The organism is Microbacterium candidum (assembly GCF_030315975.1).
Classification (GTDB): domain Bacteria; phylum Actinomycetota; class Actinomycetes; order Actinomycetales; family Microbacteriaceae; genus Microbacterium; species Microbacterium candidum.
The window spans coordinates 263681-281806 of the sequence record NZ_JASXSZ010000004.1; the positions used below are offsets into that span (position 1 = coordinate 263681).

Here is an 18126-nt window from a genome sequence, read left to right on the forward strand (position 1 = left end):
GGATGGGCGGATGGATGCCGTTCGCACCGCGCTCGCTGAAGCGCTGTCGCTCTTCTTCCCGGTGGAATGCGCGGGATGCGGGGCGCTTGACGTCGTGCTGTGCCAGGGGTGCCTCGTGGACCTCGAGTCCCGGGTGCGTTCGCGGCGTCTCTCCTCGGGCGTGAAGGTCCACGCAGGTCTCGCGTACGAGGGCGCCGCAGCGCGCGTCATCCGCGCCGTGAAGGAGCAGGGCCGGACGGAACTCGTGCGGGTGCTCGCCCCCGCGCTCGCTGCGTCGGTGACCGTGGCGGCTCTCGCCGCTGCGGAGGGCGGGGTTCCTGCGATCGTCGTGCCCGTCCCGACGTCACGGGCGGCGATGCGCAGGCGCGGCTATCGCGTGGTCGACCTCATCGCCCGGCGGGCGGGCCTGCGCATCGAGCGGCTGCTCCTGCCGGCGGGCGTAGCGGCCGATCAGCGGTCTCTCGGGCGCGACCAGCGGCGCCTCAACGCAGTCGGGACGATGCGCGCGCGGCATGCGGCGGGTCGCCGCATCCTCGTCGTCGACGATGTCGTGACCACGGGTGCGACCCTCGACGAAGCGGTCCGGGCGCTGCGGACCGCAGGAGCCGACGTGGTGGGCGCGGCGGCGGTGGCGGCGACGGAGCTGCATTACACGGGCGGGGTGAACACATTCTGAATTCGTGCGTGACAGGTCGCTGATCCGTGTCTATGGTGGGGGGCACAAGGCGACGAAGGTCCGCCCTTGGCCGGGGGGACCGGAACAAGGAGGTCAGGGATGGAAACCAGCATCGTCGGCGTGGGAGTGAGCGTTTCGGATCGCTTCCGCGGGGTCGTCGAGGAGAAGGTGTCCCGGATCGAGCACCTGGCGCCGCGCGCCCAGGGCCTCGAGGTCAAGGTCACTCATCGCGCGTATCACAACGGGCGCATGGAGGACTCCACCGTGGAGCTCACACTGACCGGCAAGGGGCCGGTCGTCCGGTCCGAGGCTGTCGACAACGACAAGTTCGCCGCCCTCGACATCGCGGTCGACAAGCTCTCCGAGCAGCTGCGGCGGGCGAAGGAGAAGCGGGTCGACGGGCGTAAGCACCCGCGCGGAGCCAAGCTCGACAAGGAGAGCGGCGCGCTGCACGGCGTCGACGTCCAGCCCGTGTCGGCCGATGTGCTGCGGGCCGTCGCGACGGGGGAGATCCCGATCATCACCGGCAACGAGGACGAGGAGGACTACACGCCCGTCGTCATCCGGACCAAGCGGTTCGGCGCCGAATGGATGACCGTCGAAGACGCCGTCGACCGCATGGAGCTCGTCGGACACGACTTCTTCCTCTTCATCGATGCGCGCACGGACCACCCGAGCGTCGTGTACCGCCGCAAGGGCTGGGACTACGGCGTCATCTCGCTGACGACCCTCGCGCCGCCGGAAGAGGCGCTGGTCTCCTGATCTCAGGAATGACGGATGCCCGGGGCCGTTCGGCTCCGGGCATCCGTCTGTTCGCGGTCTGTCGGCCGCTCGCCGGCTGTCGCCTGCGAGGGATCAGTTGTCGAAGATGTCGTCGATGAGGCCGCCGATGACGAGGCCGCCGAGCACACCGCCCATGACGTCGCCCATCCCGCTGCGCGGCTGGCCGCCCCATCCGCCCTGCTGCGGGTAGCCGCCGGGCTGGCCCCAGCCGCCGTACGGCCGCGCGCCGTCGATGTCGCGCTGAGCCGCGGCGAGCGCCTCGCTCGCGAGCGTCGCGACGCGCCGAGCCGTGTCGAGGGCAGCGGCGCGGTCGTCCTCGGCGACTGTGGACCCTTCGGGAAGACGTGCGCGCAGACGCTCCGCCTCGGCGAGCCGCGTGCGCGCATCGGCGCCGATCCAGCCGCGCTGGCCCGCGATGACGTCACGCGCCACGTACAGCTGCCGATCCGCGTCGTCGAGGGCGTTCTGCAGCTGCGCGGGGGACGGCGGGGGGTTGGCGATGCGCTCCCGGGCTGCGGCGACCGCCGCGTCCAGGGCGGAGTTCGCCTCGCGCAGGCGCGTGAGGTCGGCGAGCGGGTCGGTCTTCGCACCCGAGGGAGGCAGTGCCGCGAGGGCGGCGGACAGCGCCTGCGCCGCCGACACGATCGCGGGGGACTGTGGCAGCGAGCGAGCGACGACGAGATCGCCGCGCGAGTCGTCGATGACGGCGGAGAGGGTCGATTCGGCGCGCAGCGCCTCGATCTCGTACGTCTCGAGGGCGTCGAGCATCGCGGACGCGCGGCGGACCGACTCGGTGGCGGCCTCCAGCGCCGTGTTGCCCTGCTCGCGCTGCCCGGCGGCGCGGCGGCGCTCCGCCACGTCGGCGCTGTGCGCGGCGAAGTCGAGCAGCTGTGCGGCGTTCACGGGGATCTGGGCGACGTTCTGGAGCGCCTCGGGGGAATAGCGCTCGGAGAGCCGGGCGAGCGTGTCCCGGGCCGGGGCGATGCGCTCGCGGAGGGCCGCGGCATCCGTCTGCACCTTCGTGAGGATCTGCGGGGCGTTGCGGGCGAGGGCGATCGGCTGCGCGAGCGCCGCGGTCTTCTCGTCGAGCAGGTTCTCCGCCCATTCGCACAGCTGGACGATGCGCGCGTTGCGCGTGCGCAGTTCCTCAGGAGTGTCGGGGATCTCGTCGTGGTTCAGCTGATTGAGCTGGAACGCCTCCGCCATGTGCGTCTTGACGGAGTCGAGGGCGGCGTTGAGATCCGCCGTCGCGTTCTCGCCGAGCTCCGCGATCGCGAACTCGAGCTCGTCGGAGGTCAGGCGGATGCGCTCATCCGCCTCCACGAGCGCCTTGCGCGCCCTGATCTCGAGATCGGCGTCCGCCGCATCCTGTTCACGCTTGCGCTTGCCCCAAAAGCCGGCCATCCCCCGATCCTACGGTCGGGGTCCTTCGGGTCCGCTGGGTGCTCGCTGAGGGCGTAGCGGGGATGCCGCGACGGTGATGCGCGAGGCGCGGTCTCGTGGGAGGGCCCTGACCCTGCGAGGGCGTCCCGGTCTCGTGCGAGACTCGCGGTCGCGGCGAGACCTGGAGTTGGGCGCGAGACCGAGTGCGGTGCGCCCCGTTTCGCGCGCAACGCCCGGTCTCGCGGCCGGGCCGCCCCGTTTCGCGCGGCACCAGGTTTCGCGTACGGGCGGCCCCGTGCGCGCGCAACACCCGATTTCGCGGGCAGGCGGCCGGGTTTCGCGCGAAGCGACGGGTTTGGGCGGCAGGACGCAGAGCGGCGCGTCTCAGCTGTCGCGGGTGTGGCGGGGCTTGCGCGGCGGGCGGTCGTCTCGGTCGTAGCTGCGTGAGCGGTCGTCGCGGTCATAGCTGCGCGGACGCTCGTAGCCGCCCCGGTCGTCGCGGTCGCCGCCGTAGGGACGGCGCTCGCCGTCGTTCCGGCGCGGACCGTCATGGCGGCGCGGGGCGCGGCCGGTGTCGATGCGCAGCTCGATCGGGCGGCCGGAGATCTCCGTGTCGGCGAGGCGGTCGAGCGTGTCGCGCGACATGTCCGACGGGAGCTCGACGAGCGAGAAGTCGGGCATGATCTTGATCGCCCCGAAGTCGTCGCGCCGCAGACCCCCCTCGTTGGCGAGCGCGCCGACGATCTGGCGGGGTTCGACGCGCTGCCGCTTGCCGAGGGCGATGCGGTAGGTCGTGAAGCCTTCGCGCGGCTGGCGGCGCTCGGGGCGGTCTGGCCGCTCGAAGCGGTCGCCGCGGTCGGGTCGGTCGCCGCGCTCGCGGTCGGGCCGGCGGAGCTGCTTCGGCTCGGGGTCGGGCTCGAGAAGGAGGGGAGTGTCGCCCTGCGCGACGATCGCGAGGGCGGCCGCGACATCCGTCTCCGGCACGTCGTGGTGGCGAACGTAGTGGGCGATGATCTCGCGGAAGCCCTCCATCCGGTCGCCCTCGCCGAGCGCGGCCGTGATGCGGTCGTCGAAGCGCGACAGGCGCGTCTCGTTGACGGCGTCGACGCTCGGCAGCGGGATCTCGGTGAGCTCCTGGCGCGTCGCGCGCTCGATCATCTTGACGAGCCCGCGCTCGCGCGGCGTGACGAAGCTGATCGCGTCGCCGGTGCGGCCGGCGCGACCGGTGCGGCCGATGCGGTGTACGTACGACTCCGCATCCGTCGGGATGTCGAAGTTGACGACGTGCGAGATGCGCTCCACGTCGAGGCCGCGCGCGGCGACGTCGGTCGCGACGAGGATGTCGAGCTTGCCCGACTTCAGCTGGTTGACGGTGCGTTCGCGCTGCGCCTGCGCGATGTCGCCGTTGATCGCGGCGGCCGAGTACCCGCGGGCGCGGAGCTTCTCGGCGATCTCCTCCGTGACGCTCTTGGTGCGGCCGAAGACGATCATGCCGTCGAAGTTCTCGACCTCGAGGATGCGGGTGAGGGCATCCATCTTCTGCTGCCACTGCACGACGAGGTAGCGCTGGGCGATGTTGGCGGAGGTCGCCGTCTTCGCCTTGACGGTGATCTCCTCCGGGTCGTGGAGGTACTGCTTCGACATGCGGCGGATCGTGGCCGGCATCGTCGCGGAGAAGAGGGCGACCTGCTTCGTCTCGGGCGTCTCGGCGAGGATCGTCTCGACATCCTCCGCGAAGCCCATCTTGAGCATCTCGTCGGCCTCGTCGAGCACGAGGTACTTGAGCTCGGAGAGATCGAGCGTGCCCTTCTCGAGGTGGTCGATGATGCGGCCCGGGGTGCCGACGACGACGTGCACGCCGCGGCGCAGCGCCGATAGCTGCACGCCGTAGCCCTGACCGCCGTAGACGGGGAGGACATGCACGCCCTTCAGGTGCGCGGAGTACTTCTCGAACGCCTCGCAGACCTGCAGGGCGAGCTCGCGCGTGGGGGCGAGGACGAGCGCCTGCGGGCTCTTCTGCGTCACGTCGAGACGGTCGATGATGGGCAGCGCGAACGCGGCGGTCTTGCCCGTGCCGGTCTGCGCCATGCCGACGACGTCGCGACCGGCGAGCAGCGGCGGGATGGTCGCCGCCTGGATCGCCGAGGGCGCCTCGTAGCCGATCTCCTTCAGCGCTTTGAGGACCGGCTCGCCGAGGGCGAGGTCGGCGAACGTCATCGCGGCGGGCTCGGCGGGAGCCTCGGTCTCGATCTGATCTGCGTCGGCGTGCACAGTTCAGCGTACCGGGGTGGGCCTGGGAAGCGACAGGATGCCGCGGCCTACGCGCTTTGCGCATCCGCTCCGGCTGCACTTGCCGGGCCGGATTCGTCGCCCGGAGCGATGAGACGACGCGTCAGGCCCGGCGAGGGAGCGTCGCCGACGTTCGCCAGGCCCGAATCGTCGCGTCGGCTTCGCGAAACGGCGAATCGGGGCCGTCGGAAGTCACGCGATGACAGTGCGACGGGTGAGGTCCGGATGTCGCGGCGGCACGAGCCAGTTGGCGACGGCGATCGCGAGGGGGAGGGCGATCGCGATGCCGGCGATCGTCCACCACGGGATGTCGGCGAGCTGGAGCGTCCCCCCGGACGCGATCGCGAGGCCGATCGACGGGAGGATGCCGGCGGCGGCGCCGGCGAGGGTGCCGAAGCCTGCGATGATGAGCCCTTGCCAGAACCCGATGCGGCGGCGGAGCGCGCGGGTGCCGCCGATCGCGGCGAGGGTCGCGTCATCCGGTCGCCGTTCGAACCGCGCGAGCCCCAGCGCCACCGAGCTCGCGCCGAGCACCAGCACCGCGAGCACGATCGTGAGGGGGATGAGCCACGCCTCAATGCCCGGCGGGCCGAGCTCGAGATGCGTGTTAATTGCCAGCGGCGCCCCCGCCGAGAAGGCGGCCGCCTGCTGGTTGAGCCGGTCCATATCCTCGGGTGTCGGCGCGGTGTCGAGCGCAGCGATCACGCCGTTCGGCTGCACGACGAGGCCGAGTCCGTCCGCCGTGGCGTGGGCGATCGCGATGATCGTCGGCTGGAGCGCGGCATCGACGCTGATCGCGTCGAGCGGCTTCGTCCAGGAGGGCGTCGCGATGCCGGGCGCCCCGTCCACCGGCCGCCAGATGTTGTCCGGTGCCCGCCCTTCGTACTGGTCGACGCCAGTCCACGAGCCGACCTCGATCCTTCCGTCCGTGACGTACCGCCCGTCCGTCACGATCGCTGCCCCGTCGCGGTACGCCTGCAGTTGGGCGTCCGTGAGGCCGACTCCGAGGGCTGTCTCCACCTCGTCGGGCGCGATCACCGTGATGTTGTTGCCCTGCTGTCGGCCCGACCACGAGACGACCCCACCCGGGGCGACGAGATAGCGCTGAGGGAGGATGCCGACGACCCATGTCGCATCCTTCGGCACCTCGGCAACATCGTTCGCACCGTAGGACGGCTCCGGCTGCGTGGACAGGACCGCCGTGGCCGTCGCCCCCGTGTCCAGGGCGAGCCCGACGGCGGCGGATGCCGCGGCGTTGGCATCTTCCTCCGAGATCGCCGGCAGGGCACCGTGCCGGGTGTCCTGCGCCCAGAACGTGAACGCCACGTCGCCCACCGGAGCGGCATAGTTCCAGTGCCGCGCCGTGTCGGCCGCCTGCATGGCGAAGGCGCCCATGCCGAACGTGCCGAGGAAGACCGTCGCGGCGATCGCCGCGAACGCGGGCACCGTGCGTCCGGCGTTGGCGGCGGCGTCGCGGGAGGAGAGCCGCGCCGCCATCGTCGTCCGCGACAGCGCCCGCCCCAGGATCCACAGGAGCCAGGCTCCGGAGAGGAGGATGCCAAGCTGCGCGATGATCGGGCCCGCCATGATGCCGTAGACGACGTTCTGCCACGGTCCGGTCGAGAGGTGCGCGGCGTTCAGCGCCGCCATCGCCACCGCCGACGCGATGGTCATTGCGACGCCGACGAACAACAGGATCGAGCCCCAGACCGGCCGCGATCGGCGAGGTGACTGCGGTCGTCGCGCGCCACGCAGAGAGCTGAGGATGTCGGTCCGCGAGACGGAGCGGGCCGGGACGAGCGCGGATGCCGTTCCCACGAGGACCGCGAAGACCAGAATGGCGGCAAGCGCCGGCCAGGGCGCGTGGAACCCCCAGAACTGCGTCGCGCGGCCGTCGGCGAGCGCCGCCATGAGGACCGCTGCTGCTCCCACACCGATCCCGATCCCGACGACGCCGCCGAGCGAGCCGAGCACGGTCCCCTGCAGGCGGATCGTCCGGCCGAGATCGCGGCGGTCGGCGCCGACGCTCGCCGTGACGGCGAGCGAGCGCTGCTGTCGTCGTGCCGCCACCGCGAAAGCCGCACCGGCGAGCATGACGACGACGTAGCCCGCGAACACGCCGGCAGCGACGAGGAGGATGACGATCATCGACAGCGTCGCGCCGCTCGTCAACTGCCGGACCTCGCGTCGCACGTCGGCGGGTGGGTCGAGCACCACCTCGCGCGAGTAGGCGACGACGCCCTCGTCGTTGAGCTTCTGCACATCGGTCCACGAGAGCGGCTTGTCCGGCAGGTACCAGCGCGGCTCGGCGCCCACGACCGCGCGCACGGCATCCGTGCCCGGGAGGAAGAGCGCGGCATCGCCCGTCTTGAGCTCGGCCGCACGGAGGGTGCCGACGACCGTGAAGCTCGCCCGGAGGTCGGGAACGGACAGCGTTCCACCGAGGGGGATGCCGAGGCGCTCCAATGCGGCGGGCGTCACCATCGCCTCGTTCGGGGCCGTCGGTTCTCGCCCCTCGACGAGATCGTAGCGCCCCGCGAACCTCGGGTTCCAGGCATCCCCCGACCAGGCGCGCAGCACGCCGATGCCGCCGGCCGTGTCGGTGCGGACGCTGCCGGTCGTGAGCTCGACGGTGTCCGTCCCCGCGGGGAGTAGTGTCGTCGGATCGGAGAGCGGAGCACCGTCCGGGAACGTGTACCCGCCGCTCGCATCGGTCGGATACCCGTTCGTCGTGGGGTCGTCCGGGACCTGCCAGCAACCTTCGCCGGGGACGCTCACGGCGGCGATCCACGCCTGCATCCGTCCGAGCTCGACCGCGGTCTTCTCCTGCGGCGTCGGCATGCTGCTCATCGCGACGACGAGGTACGTCGTGATCGCCGCGATCGGCAAGGCAACGAGCGTCAAGACGAGGAGGCTCGACAGCTTCGTTCGCCACACCTGCCGACGCGCGAGCCGGGCAGCGACCCGCCACCGCGCGGCGCCGCTGGGGCGCGCCGCGGCCACGCCGCCCGTCACGAGGAGACCGTGTCGATGAGGGCGTCGACCGCCGGCCGGGACTCGTCGACGATGCGCCCGTCGCGCAGGAACACGATGCGGTCCGCCCATGCCGCGTGGCGGGCCTCGTGTGTGACGAGGATGCCGGCGGCGCCCGCATCCACGCGCGACCGCAGGATCTTCAGCACGAGCTCTCCCGTGATCGAGTCGAGCGCTCCCGTCGGCTCGTCGGCGAGGATCAGGCGGCGACCGCCCACGACGGCGCGCGCGATGGCGACGCGCTGCTGCTGCCCGCCGGAGAGGTCGTCGGGGAACGACGCCGCCTTGTCGGCGAGCCCGACGGATGCCAGGGCGTCCATGCCGGCGCGCTTCGCCACCCGCGCGCGGAAGCCGTCGAGCTCGAGGGGGAGCGTGACGTTCTCGAGCGCCGTGAGCGTCGGGACGAGGTTGAAGTCCTGGAAGACGAACCCGAGCGAGCGGCGCCGGAGCTGGGCGAGCTGGCGGGGGGATGCTGTGGACAGGTGCGTCCCCTCGACGATCACCTCTCCGACCGTCGGCTTCAGGAGCCCGCCCGCGATCGACAGGAGCGTCGACTTGCCGGAGCCCGAAGCACCCATGATCGCGACGAGCTCGCCGCGGCCGACTTCGAGATCGACACCGGAGAGGGCTGATACGGAGGTCTCGCCGACGCCGTACTGCTGGGCGACGCCGACGAGGCGAAGGATCGGGTCGCTCATCGCGAGAGCTCCTGCGTTTCGTCTCGCTGCGCTCGCTCAACGACCGTCGCCGCAGGCCTCCCGCGCTTCGGCCGCTCCGTGGAGAGCTCGAGCGCCATCGCGTGCCGCGGATGCAGGGCGAGCCGCTGCTCCGTGTGGTCGAGCCAGCGCACCTCTGCCTCCGCGGCGAAGATCATCGAGTCCACGACGAGCGCCCACGCCAGCTCCTCGGGCCCGTCCGGGTCGGCGCCCGCGTATTTCGCGCGCTGCAGCGACTGCAGCTGTGCGAGCGATGCGCGCCGTTGCGTCTGGATGACCTCGGCGACGTCGACCCCGGGAAGCGTCGCCGCGACCGCGAGCTTGATCGCGAGCTCGTCGCGCGTGCCGGCGCTCCGCTCCACCGGCGACGACAGCCAGTCGCGGACCTCGAGGCGCCCGGCATCCGTGATCTCGAAGTAGACGTGCCCGTGCTCGTCGGCGTCCCCGCGGGCGACCAGGCCGTCGCGCTCGAGCCGTTCGAGCGTGTTGTAGATCTGCCCGACGTTGAGCGGCCACGTCGACCCGGTGCGGCGATCGAACTCCGCCCGCAGCTGGTAGCCGTAGCACGGCCCCTGGTCGAGGATCGCGAGGAGACTCTGGCGTACCGACATGATCTGTCCCTTCAGAAGCGGAGCGCGTCGATCACGCGCGAGCGCACCGCGGTGAGCGCGGGGATGAAGCCCGCGAGCGCCCCGATGGCGACCGCGGCGATGAGCGCCGTGAAGGCGGCGCGCAGGGGGAACGGCGGGACGTCCTGCATGGGGAACATCTGCATGACGAACGGCATACGCAGGATCACGACGGCCAGCGCGATGCCGAAGACGCCGGCCACCGCGGTGGCGACGACGCTCTCCAGCAGCACCGTCGTGAAGATCCGTCCGGCGGTCGCGCCGAAGCTGCGCCGGATGCCGATCTCCCGGATGCGCTGGCGCATCGCGACGAGCTGGATGTTCACGAGCCCGAGTCCGCCGAGGAGCAGCACGAGCCCCGCGATCCCGCCCGCGACGAGTTCGAACATCACCATGGAGCTCTCCATCTCCGGCCGCGAACCCCAGTCGGTGCGGCTGACGGAGATCGAGGTGCCGGTGCCGACGGCCGCGCGCATGTCCATCGCGAGGACGGGCCCGATCTCACGTGCCATCGCCGGCGGCACCCACACTTCGCGATGGACGGAGGCCTCCGCCGGAAGCTGATCGACGCGCGAGCGGTAGGCGTCGTAGAGCATGACCATCGTCTTCTGGTCGTCCCACGGGCCTTGCTTCGGCGTCACGCCGACCACCTGGGCGACTCCGGCGCCGTCACCAGTGATCGTGATCGTCGGATGCTGCGCGAGGTCGGGCGAGCCGTACGCCTCCCACAGCGGCTGACTGATGACGACGGCGGGGGCGAGGAGTTCCGCATCGGATGCCCGCAGCCAGCGCCCCTCCTTCAGTGGAGCGCGATGGATGACGGTCCAGTCGGGATCGATGAGCCGCGTCTGCACGGGGCGCACCTGATCGGGCGTCTGCAACGTCAACTGCATCCCCTCGGCGACGCGCGTCGTGTGGCTGAACCCGTAGCGCTCCGCGACGCGGGCGAATGCCGCGTCCACCCCGTCCCAATCCACGGTGCTCGGGCCGCCGGATGACTGCCCCTGCGCGCCGGGCACCGGACCCGCCATGACGACATCCGGCCCGACGGGCCCGGGGCCTGTGTCGCCGCCCGCGAGAGCCGCCGAGATCGACAGCGTCGCCTGCCGCCCGCCTTCGCGGTCGGAGTTCTCGGCCATGGCCTGCTTCTGGTATTCGCTGAAGGCGACGACAGCCGCGATCGCGCCCACCGCGAGGGCGATGCCGATGAGGCTGAGCAGGACCCGGAGCTTGTGGTGGCGGACCTCCGCCCATGCCTCCGCGAGGGCGCCGACGATCGCGCTCATGCGGGGCTCACCGCCCCGAGCGCCGTGCGCCGGTACTCGGTGTCGAGCTCGACAGGGGCGAGCACGCCGTCCTCGAGCCGGTAGTGCCGGCGGGCGCGCGCGGCGACGTGGACGTCGTGCGTGATCGTCACGAGCGCCGCATCCGAATCCGACGCGATCTCGTCGAGGAGCGTCATGACGCTCGCGCCGGTGTCGACGTCGAGGGCTCCGGTCGGCTCGTCGGCGAGGATCAGAGCGGGCCTGCGCACGAGTGCACGCGCGATCGCGACGCGCTGCTGCTCGCCGCCGGACAGCTGCTCGGGCGGCGAATCGAGCCGGTGCAACAGCCCGACGCGATCGAGCATCTCGGCGGCCAGGCGCCTGCGGGACCAGAAAGCGCGCCCGCGCGCATAGCTGAGCGGCATCGCGACGTTCTCGAGCGCGCTGCGCCCGGCGAGCAGGTTGAACTGCTGGAAGATGAACCCGACGCTCCGCCCGCGCAGGCGATCGAGCGTGCCCGGCCGCATCCGCCCCACTTCGCGCCCTTCGAAGGCGACCACGCCCTCCGAGGGGGAGTCGAGCAGCCCCATGATGTTCAGGAGCGTCGATTTGCCGGAGCCCGAGCGGCCGACGATCGACACGTGCTCGCCCGCGGCGACCTCGAGGTCGACGCCGCGCAGGATGTCGAGGCGGCTGTCATCGGGGAGCGTCACGTGCTTCGCGACGCCGGCGAGGCTGACGAGGCTCACCAGCTCCATCCCGCCTGCTCGCAGTACTGGCCGCCGTTTCCATCGTCGTGGCACACCGGCTTGTCCTCGGCGGACGAGCCCGGGACGAACTGGCGGATGCTGTCGCCCTCGGCGAGCCCCTCCTTGATCTCGACCCGCTCGCCGTCGCTGACGCCGAGCGTGACCTTCTTCTCGGTGAGCCCGCCCTTGCCGTCGTCGGCCCAGACGACACCGGTGCCGGAGCCGCCCTTCACCGCTGTCGTCGGGACGACGAGGGCGCCCGTCACGGTGCCGACCTTGATGCCGACCTGCGCCTGCAGCCCCGGGAAGACCGTCTGGTCGCCCGGCACCGCGCAGCGCACGCTCGTCGTGCCGTCGTCGGCGACCTGGACGCGCACGCCGGTGCAAGTGAACGGCGCGGGTCCGCCGGTGATGGTGACGGATGCCTCGGACGGGGCCCCGATGAGCCGGTAGAGCTGCACGGGCTGCACTGTGCCGAGCACGTGGTAACGCGCCGGGGTGAGGGTCGCGAGCTCGAGGCCGACCGAGACCGGCTGCCCCTTCACGACTGCGATCTTGGAAACGTCGCCCGCCTCGGACGCCTTGACGACGACGGTTCGAGCCGGCTCGGTCTGCTTGATCGTGAACAGCGTCTGTCCCGCGGCGACCGTCTGCCCGTCGGACACGCTCACCTGCGTGACCGTGCCGTCGACCTCGCTGCGCACCGCGAATCCCTCGTCGCGCGCGACCGTCGCCGGCAGCGACAGCTCGTTGACGAGATCGGCCTTCGCCACGGCGACGACCGTATCGGCGACATGTGCGGAGGGCTCCGCCACCGCCTGTTCCGTGTCGGGGAAGAATGCCAGCTTCACGAGCGCCACGGCGATCGCCGCGCACGCTGCGAGCATCAGGATGGGGAAGATCCAGCGCCGCCAGACGACCATGTCCGAGCCTCCTTCGATCAAGTGTTTTCCGAGTATATACATACTCGGAAAATAGATCGAGGGGTGTCGAGGCCCCCGGCGTGTCAGCCGGTCGTGACGCTGTACTTCCCTTCGGCGCAGCCGGTGTATCGCCAGCCGCCGGACACCTGCGTGAGCGCGGTGTCGGTGACGCCCGTGGACGTCACGGTCGGCTTCGTGATCCCGGGGATCCAGACGGCGAGGTCGCACGAACGGGTGGACGTCGATCCGGACATCGTCATCTTCGTCCAAGGCGCCGTCGTCGAGTACGGATTCGACGACTCCGCGTGCAGCGTGTGCACCCGCCCCGGCGCGGTCTGCGGGTATGCGCGGCTGAGGACACTGAGGAGGTCCATGTTCGGGGCCACGTCGTCGCCCGTGGTGCAGCTCTGCGGGATGAGCCCGTTGCCGGTCGGACCGATGCCGTTCTGGGGGTCGCCGCAGGCCTGCTTCCACACCCAGTAGGCGCTGCCGAGGACCCGCGCGTCCTCCTGGTCCGCAAAGCGGACGAGACGCTGCTGCACGTCGGCGCTGTCGCCCCAATAGCCGTACTCTCCCGACCACAGCGGCACGCCGTACTGGTCTGCGGTGCGGGTGGCGAGCTCGAACTGGCGCTCGATGCTGACGAAGGGGGGCAGGCCCAGTCCGCGGTCCATCGTGATCGACTCGGCATACAGGTGGGGCGAGAAGACCAGGTTGCTGTCCGAGGTGAACCCGGGTCGAGGACCGGTGTCGAAGCCGAGCCCCGACCACAGGATGCTGGGCTCGAGGAAGATCATCTGCGGTGAGCCGACCGACCGGATCTCGGAGATCGCACGGTCGTAGAACCTCCCGAGCTGCTGCGACGTCGTCACCGGTGCCGTCTCGCCGAATCCGGGTTCGTTGAGGAGGTCGTAGCCGGCCACGGCGGGGTCCCCCTTGAACTGGTCGGCGACGACGCCCCACGCCTTCACGAGGGCCGTCTGGATGCCGTCGGTGTCGAAGTAGAAGTGTTCGAACGCGCGGTCGCCCGCGGGGGATATGTCGCGGCCCTGGAACTCGCAGCGGGGTGCGCCATCGGAGACCGTCGCCCACACGGGCGCGCCGTCGTAACCCCACATCGGATCCGTTCCCGGCCGGCACACGTCGGCGTCTGTGGCGGCGATGTTCGACCAGCCGTCCTGATGCATGTCGATGACGACGCGGATGCCGTGCGCCTTCGCCCATGCCACGGCCTGTGCGATCCGGTCGAGGTACGCCTGGCTGTATTCGCCGCGCGCCGGTTCGAGGGACGACCACGAGATCCCGAGACGCACGACGTTGAACCCGTAGGAGGCCATCGCCGTGAAGTCCGCCTCGGTCAGCGGCCGCGTCGCCGGCACCGACGCGCGCGGCTGGTAGAAGTCGACCAGCTGGTTGACGTTCACCCCGCGCAGCAGGACCTGGTTGCCGCTGCCGTCGGTGATCATGTCGCCGTCGGCGCGGAGGAACCCCGCGGGCACGTCCAGCGCCGTCGTCGTCGGACGGGTCGCGGCCCGCACCGCAGTGACGCCCCCGGTGGCGACCGCGATGACCGCGAAGGCGGCGACCGCCGTGAGCACCGCCGTGCGGGCGGCGGACCGCGGCGCCTGATCCGGCGTTTCCACGTCCTCGGGGGTCTTCGCCGCCCGGCGGGCGCGGATGCGGTCGGCCGTCCACATCGCGACGGCCGGGATCCAGCCGACCGCGGCGCCGAAGGAGAGACCCTCGGCGACGAACGTGTACGTCGCCATGAGACCCCAGATGTCTCCGTCGAAGCCGTTGTCGACGACGATGGCGACGGCGCCCTGGACGATGCCGAGCATGCCGCCGGCGACGAGCGCGCCGAGCCAGATCGCGAGCGCGCCGTCGACGCGGCGCCGCATCCACCGCATCGAGAGGTAGGCGAACCCGGCGAGCAGCACCATTCCCGAGATCACGGCGAACGCGCCGTGATCGATGCGCGGCGCGGGAACCCACTCGGTGTACACCACCGTCGTCCACCACGTGCCGGCGGCGAGCGGGGCGATCGCTCCGAGCAGGACCGCGTACGGCCACACGATCCCGGTCTCGCGGAGGGGGAGCCGCCGGGCTTTGCGCGGCAGCTTGTGCAGGCGCCCGCAGTCGGCGCAGAGGTTCTCCGGGGTGCGCAGCTCGAGCGTCCGCGGGCCTGCGGCGATCCGCGTCACGCCCGCGACGATGAGCGCGGACGGCACGGCCTTGGCGGCGACGTAGCTCGCCGCCCATCCCGCGAACAGCGGATCCCCGGTCATGGCGAAGGCCGTCGCCGCTTGGGCGAGGAGGATCGCGAGGGTGACTCCGGCGGTCATCGTCCAGAACCGCGCGCCGGCGCGCACCGCGCACCACCACACGACGACGAAGAGCACAGGGAGGAACACGACGTACCTGGCGAGCGGCCACCACAGCTGCGCCTGCGGCGCACCGCCGGGCCAGCCGGCGAGGACGAGCAGGCCCGTCGGGTCGATGAGCGCCTGCAGGACGACCAGTGCGGCGGTCGTGCCGACGGCGACCAGGGGTCGGCGGGCAAGCATCATGACACTCCTTCGTGCTGTGCAGGGGCGGGGCGCGGGGATGCCGCGCGGTGCTGCGCTAAAGACAGCATGTGGGACGATCGTCCCAATGTCGAATCCGAACAGCTACGGGTTTGCCGAGCGAACGCCGCATGATGCATCCACATCCGCCTGTGGTTCCAGCCTGCGTCAAGTCACAGACGGGTAACATGACGAGGTGCGCCCGTGACCCGGGCCGCATCGGCGCGCGCGAGCGCCGCACCCGACAGATGGAGACATTCCGTGGCGAATCCTCTCGAGAAACTGCTCCGTGCCGGTGAGGGGCGAGTGATCCGCCGGCTCGAGCAGGTCGTGAAAGCCGTCAACGCGCTCGAGGACGAATACGGTCAGTTGACGGATGACGAGCTGCGCGGCGAGACCGCGGAGCTGCGTGCGCGCTACGACAAGGGCGAGGATCTCGACCGCCTCATGCCGGAGGCCTTCGCCGCCGTCCGCGAGGCCGCCAAGCGCACCCTCGGCCAGCGTCACTACGACGTCCAGATCATGGGCGGCGCCGCCCTCCACCTCGGCAACATCGCCGAGATGAAGACCGGTGAGGGCAAGACCCTCGTCGCCACCCTGCCCGCGTACCTCAACGCGATCGCCGGCAAGGGCGTGCACGTCATCACGGTCAACGACTTCCTCGCGAGCTACCAGGCCGAGCTCATGGGCCGTGTCTTCCGCGCCCTCGGCATGACGACCGGAACGGTCATCGCGGGCCAGACCCCCGAGGTGCGGCGAGAGCAGTACAACGCCGACATCACGTACGGCACGAACAACGAGTTCGGCTTCGACTACCTGCGCGACAACATGGCGTGGTCGAAGGACGACCTCGTCCAGCGCGGCCACTTCTACGCGATCGTCGACGAGGTCGACTCGATCCTCATCGACGAGGCCCGCACGCCGCTCATCATCTCCGGTCCGTCTTCGGGCGAGGCGAACCGCTGGTTCACCGAGTTCGCGAAGATCGCCAAGACCCTCGAGCCGGGCGTCGACTACGAGGTCGACGAGAAGAAGCGCACGATCGGCGTGCTCGAGCCCGGCATCGAGAAGGTCGAGGACTACCTCGGCATCGACAACCTGTACGAGTCGGCGAACACGCCGCTCATCTCCTTCCTCAACAACTCGATCAAGGCGCTCGCCCTGTTCAAGCGCGACACCGACTACGTCGTCATGAACGACGAGGTCATGATCGTCGACGAGCACACCGGGCGCATCCTCGTCGGCCGTCGCTACAACGAGGGCATCCATCAGGCGATCGAGGCGAAGGAGAACGTCCCGGTCAAGGCCGAGAACCAGACCCTCGCGACCGTCACGCTGCAGAACTACTTCCGCCTGTACGAGAAGCTCGCCGGCATGACGGGCACGGCCGAGACCGAGGCCGCGGAGTTCATGTCGACGTACAAGCTCGGCGTCGTCCCGATCCCGACCAACAAGCCGATGATCCGGAAGGACCAGCCCGACCTCGTCTACAAGAACGAGGCCGCGAAGTTCGCCCAGGTCGTCGAGGACATCGCCGCGCGCCACGCGACGGGCCAGCCGGTGCTGGTCGGCACCGTCAGCGTCGAGAAGAGCGAGTATCTGTCGCGTCTGCTCGCCAAGAAGGGCGTCAAGCACGAGGTCCTGAACGCGAAGAACCACGCGCGCGAGGCCGAGATCGTCGCGCGCGCCGGGCGCCTGGGCGCCGTCACCGTCGCCACGAACATGGCCGGTCGCGGCACGGACATCATGCTCGGCGGCAACACCGAGTTCCTCGCCGTGCAGGAGATGAAGGCGAAGGGCCTCGACCCGGTCGAGACCCCGGAGGAGTACGAGGCCGAGTGGGATGCCGTGTACGAGGCCGTCCGCGAGCGCGTCTCTGTCGAGGCCGTCAAGGTCGTCAACGCCGGTGGGCTGTACGTCCTCGGCACCGAGCGTCACGAGTCGCGCCGCATCGACAACCAGCTGCGCGGTCGTTCCGGCCGTCAGGGTGACCCCGGCGAGAGCCGCTTCTACCTGTCGCTCACCGACGACCTGATGCGCCTGTTCCAGTCGGGCGCCGCCGAGGCCATCCTGCAGCGCACGAACTTCCCGGACGACGTCGCGATCGAATCCGGCATGGTCACGCGCGCCATCAAGAGCGCGCAGTCGCAGGTCGAGGGCCGCAACGCCGAGATCCGCAAGAACGTCCTCAAGTACGACGACGTCCTCAGCCGCCAGCGCGAGGCGATCTACTCCGACCGCCGCCACATCCTCGAGGGCGACGACATCCGCGATCGTGTCGGGCACTTCATCGAGGACACGATCGCGGCGATCATCGACGACCACACGGGCAGCGGCCACACCGAGAGCTGGGACTTCGACGCCCTGTGGACCGAGCTGAAGACGCTCTACCCGGTCGACGTCACGATCGACGAGGTCGTCGCCGAGGCGGGTACGAAGGGTCGCATCACGGCCGACGGCCTCAAGCGCGAGCTCCTCTCCGATGCGAACATCGCCTACAGCAAGCGCGAGGACGCCCTCGGCGAGCACGCGATGCGCGAGCTCGAGCGCCGTGTCGTGCTGCAGGTGCTCGACCGCCGCTGGCGCGACCACCTCTACGAGATGGACTACCTCAAGGACGGCATCGGCCTGCGCGCCATGGCCCAGCGCGACCCGCTCATCGAGTACCAGCGCGAGGGCTACGAGATGTTCCAGACGATGATGGGGCAGATCAAGGAGGAGTCGGTCGGCTTCCTCTACAACCTCGAGGTCGAGGTCCGTCAGGCAGGCGAGGGCGAGGAGAGCGTCGAGGCGAAGGGGCTCACCATCCCGTCGATCGAGAGCCAGCGCTTCGAGTACTCGGCGTCCAACGACAACGGCGAGGTCGAGGTCCGCAACGATCGCGGTCAGGTCCAGCAGGCGGCCACGCAGCGGATGCGGCGCGCCGCCGCCGAAGCCGCAGCGGCCGAGGCGCAGCAGCAGGCGGAGGCGGCCGCCCCGCGCGGCGCGTTCGGACAGAAGGTGGATGCGGCTCCCGCCGATGCGGCGCCGATGAACCGCGCCCAGCGCCGCGCTCAGCAGAACAAGTAGTCGCGGACTCTGCGCAAGCTCGCTCAACGACCCGCGGTGAAATA

At 70.7% G+C, this 18126-nt stretch carries 12 protein-coding genes; 3 read left to right on the forward strand and 9 right to left on the reverse strand.

Going from position 1 to position 18126, the window contains the following annotated elements; genetic code table 11:
* Window positions 1-10 precede the first annotated feature (10 nt).
* Window positions 11-676 (forward strand): ComF family protein, encoded by a 666-nt coding sequence (locus tag QSV35_RS13535; RefSeq protein WP_286289314.1) that lies wholly within the window; start codon window positions 11-13, stop codon window positions 674-676.
* 99 nt (window positions 677-775) lie between these two features.
* Window positions 776-1438: a ribosome hibernation-promoting factor, HPF/YfiA family gene (gene hpf, locus QSV35_RS13540; protein ID WP_286289315.1), complete on the forward strand. Its 663-nt coding sequence runs from the start codon at window positions 776-778 to the stop codon at window positions 1436-1438.
* Between the two features lie 93 nt (window positions 1439-1531).
* Here the strand turns inward: hpf and QSV35_RS13545 are convergent, their stop codons facing one another.
* The 9 genes from QSV35_RS13545 to QSV35_RS13585 all read right to left on the reverse strand — a co-directional run bounded on the left by QSV35_RS13545 (window position 1532) and on the right by QSV35_RS13585 (window position 15016).
* Window positions 1532-2863, reverse strand: coding sequence for a coiled-coil domain-containing protein (locus tag QSV35_RS13545; RefSeq protein ID WP_286289316.1), 1332 nt, complete (start codon window positions 2861-2863; stop codon window positions 1532-1534).
* A 363-nt stretch (window positions 2864-3226) separates the two neighbouring features.
* On the reverse strand, window positions 3227-5059 hold the full coding sequence (locus QSV35_RS13550; RefSeq protein ID WP_286289549.1) for a DEAD/DEAH box helicase: 1833 nt from the start codon (window positions 5057-5059) through the stop codon (window positions 3227-3229).
* 264 nt (window positions 5060-5323) lie between these two features.
* The gene (locus QSV35_RS13555) at window positions 5324-8146 is read right to left on the reverse strand and encodes an FtsX-like permease family protein (RefSeq protein WP_286289317.1); all 2823 of its coding nucleotides are present in this window, start codon (window positions 8144-8146) and stop codon (window positions 5324-5326) included.
* On the reverse strand, window positions 8143-8862 hold the full coding sequence (locus QSV35_RS13560) for an ABC transporter ATP-binding protein (RefSeq protein ID WP_286289318.1): 720 nt from the start codon (window positions 8860-8862) through the stop codon (window positions 8143-8145). Before QSV35_RS13560 ends, QSV35_RS13555 begins: the two co-directional genes overlap by 4 nt.
* Complete coding sequence (locus QSV35_RS13565) at window positions 8859-9491, reverse strand: PadR family transcriptional regulator (protein ID WP_286289319.1); 633 nt, start codon at window positions 9489-9491, stop codon at window positions 8859-8861. The genes QSV35_RS13560 and QSV35_RS13565 overlap by 4 nt, the downstream gene beginning before the upstream one ends.
* A gap of 11 nt (window positions 9492-9502) precedes the next feature.
* Complete coding sequence (locus tag QSV35_RS13570) at window positions 9503-10795, reverse strand: ABC transporter permease (RefSeq protein ID WP_286289320.1); 1293 nt, start codon at window positions 10793-10795, stop codon at window positions 9503-9505.
* Window positions 10792-11523: an ABC transporter ATP-binding protein gene (locus QSV35_RS13575; protein WP_286289550.1), complete on the reverse strand. Its 732-nt coding sequence runs from the start codon at window positions 11521-11523 to the stop codon at window positions 10792-10794. The genes QSV35_RS13570 and QSV35_RS13575 overlap by 4 nt, the downstream gene beginning before the upstream one ends.
* On the reverse strand, window positions 11520-12446 hold the full coding sequence (locus tag QSV35_RS13580; protein ID WP_286289321.1) for an efflux RND transporter periplasmic adaptor subunit: 927 nt from the start codon (window positions 12444-12446) through the stop codon (window positions 11520-11522). Before QSV35_RS13580 ends, QSV35_RS13575 begins: the two co-directional genes overlap by 4 nt.
* Window positions 12447-12529: 83 nt before the next feature.
* Entirely contained in the window at window positions 12530-15016 is a 2487-nt protein-coding gene (locus QSV35_RS13585; protein WP_286289322.1) for a glycoside hydrolase family 5 protein, read from the reverse strand.
* 258 nt (window positions 15017-15274) lie between these two features.
* Here QSV35_RS13585 and secA point away from each other — a divergent pair, with 258 nt between their 5' ends.
* A complete protein-coding gene (secA, locus tag QSV35_RS13590; protein ID WP_286289323.1) occupies window positions 15275-18082 on the forward strand; it encodes a preprotein translocase subunit SecA in 2808 nt (935 codons plus the stop codon).
* Window positions 18083-18126 lie beyond the last annotated feature (44 nt).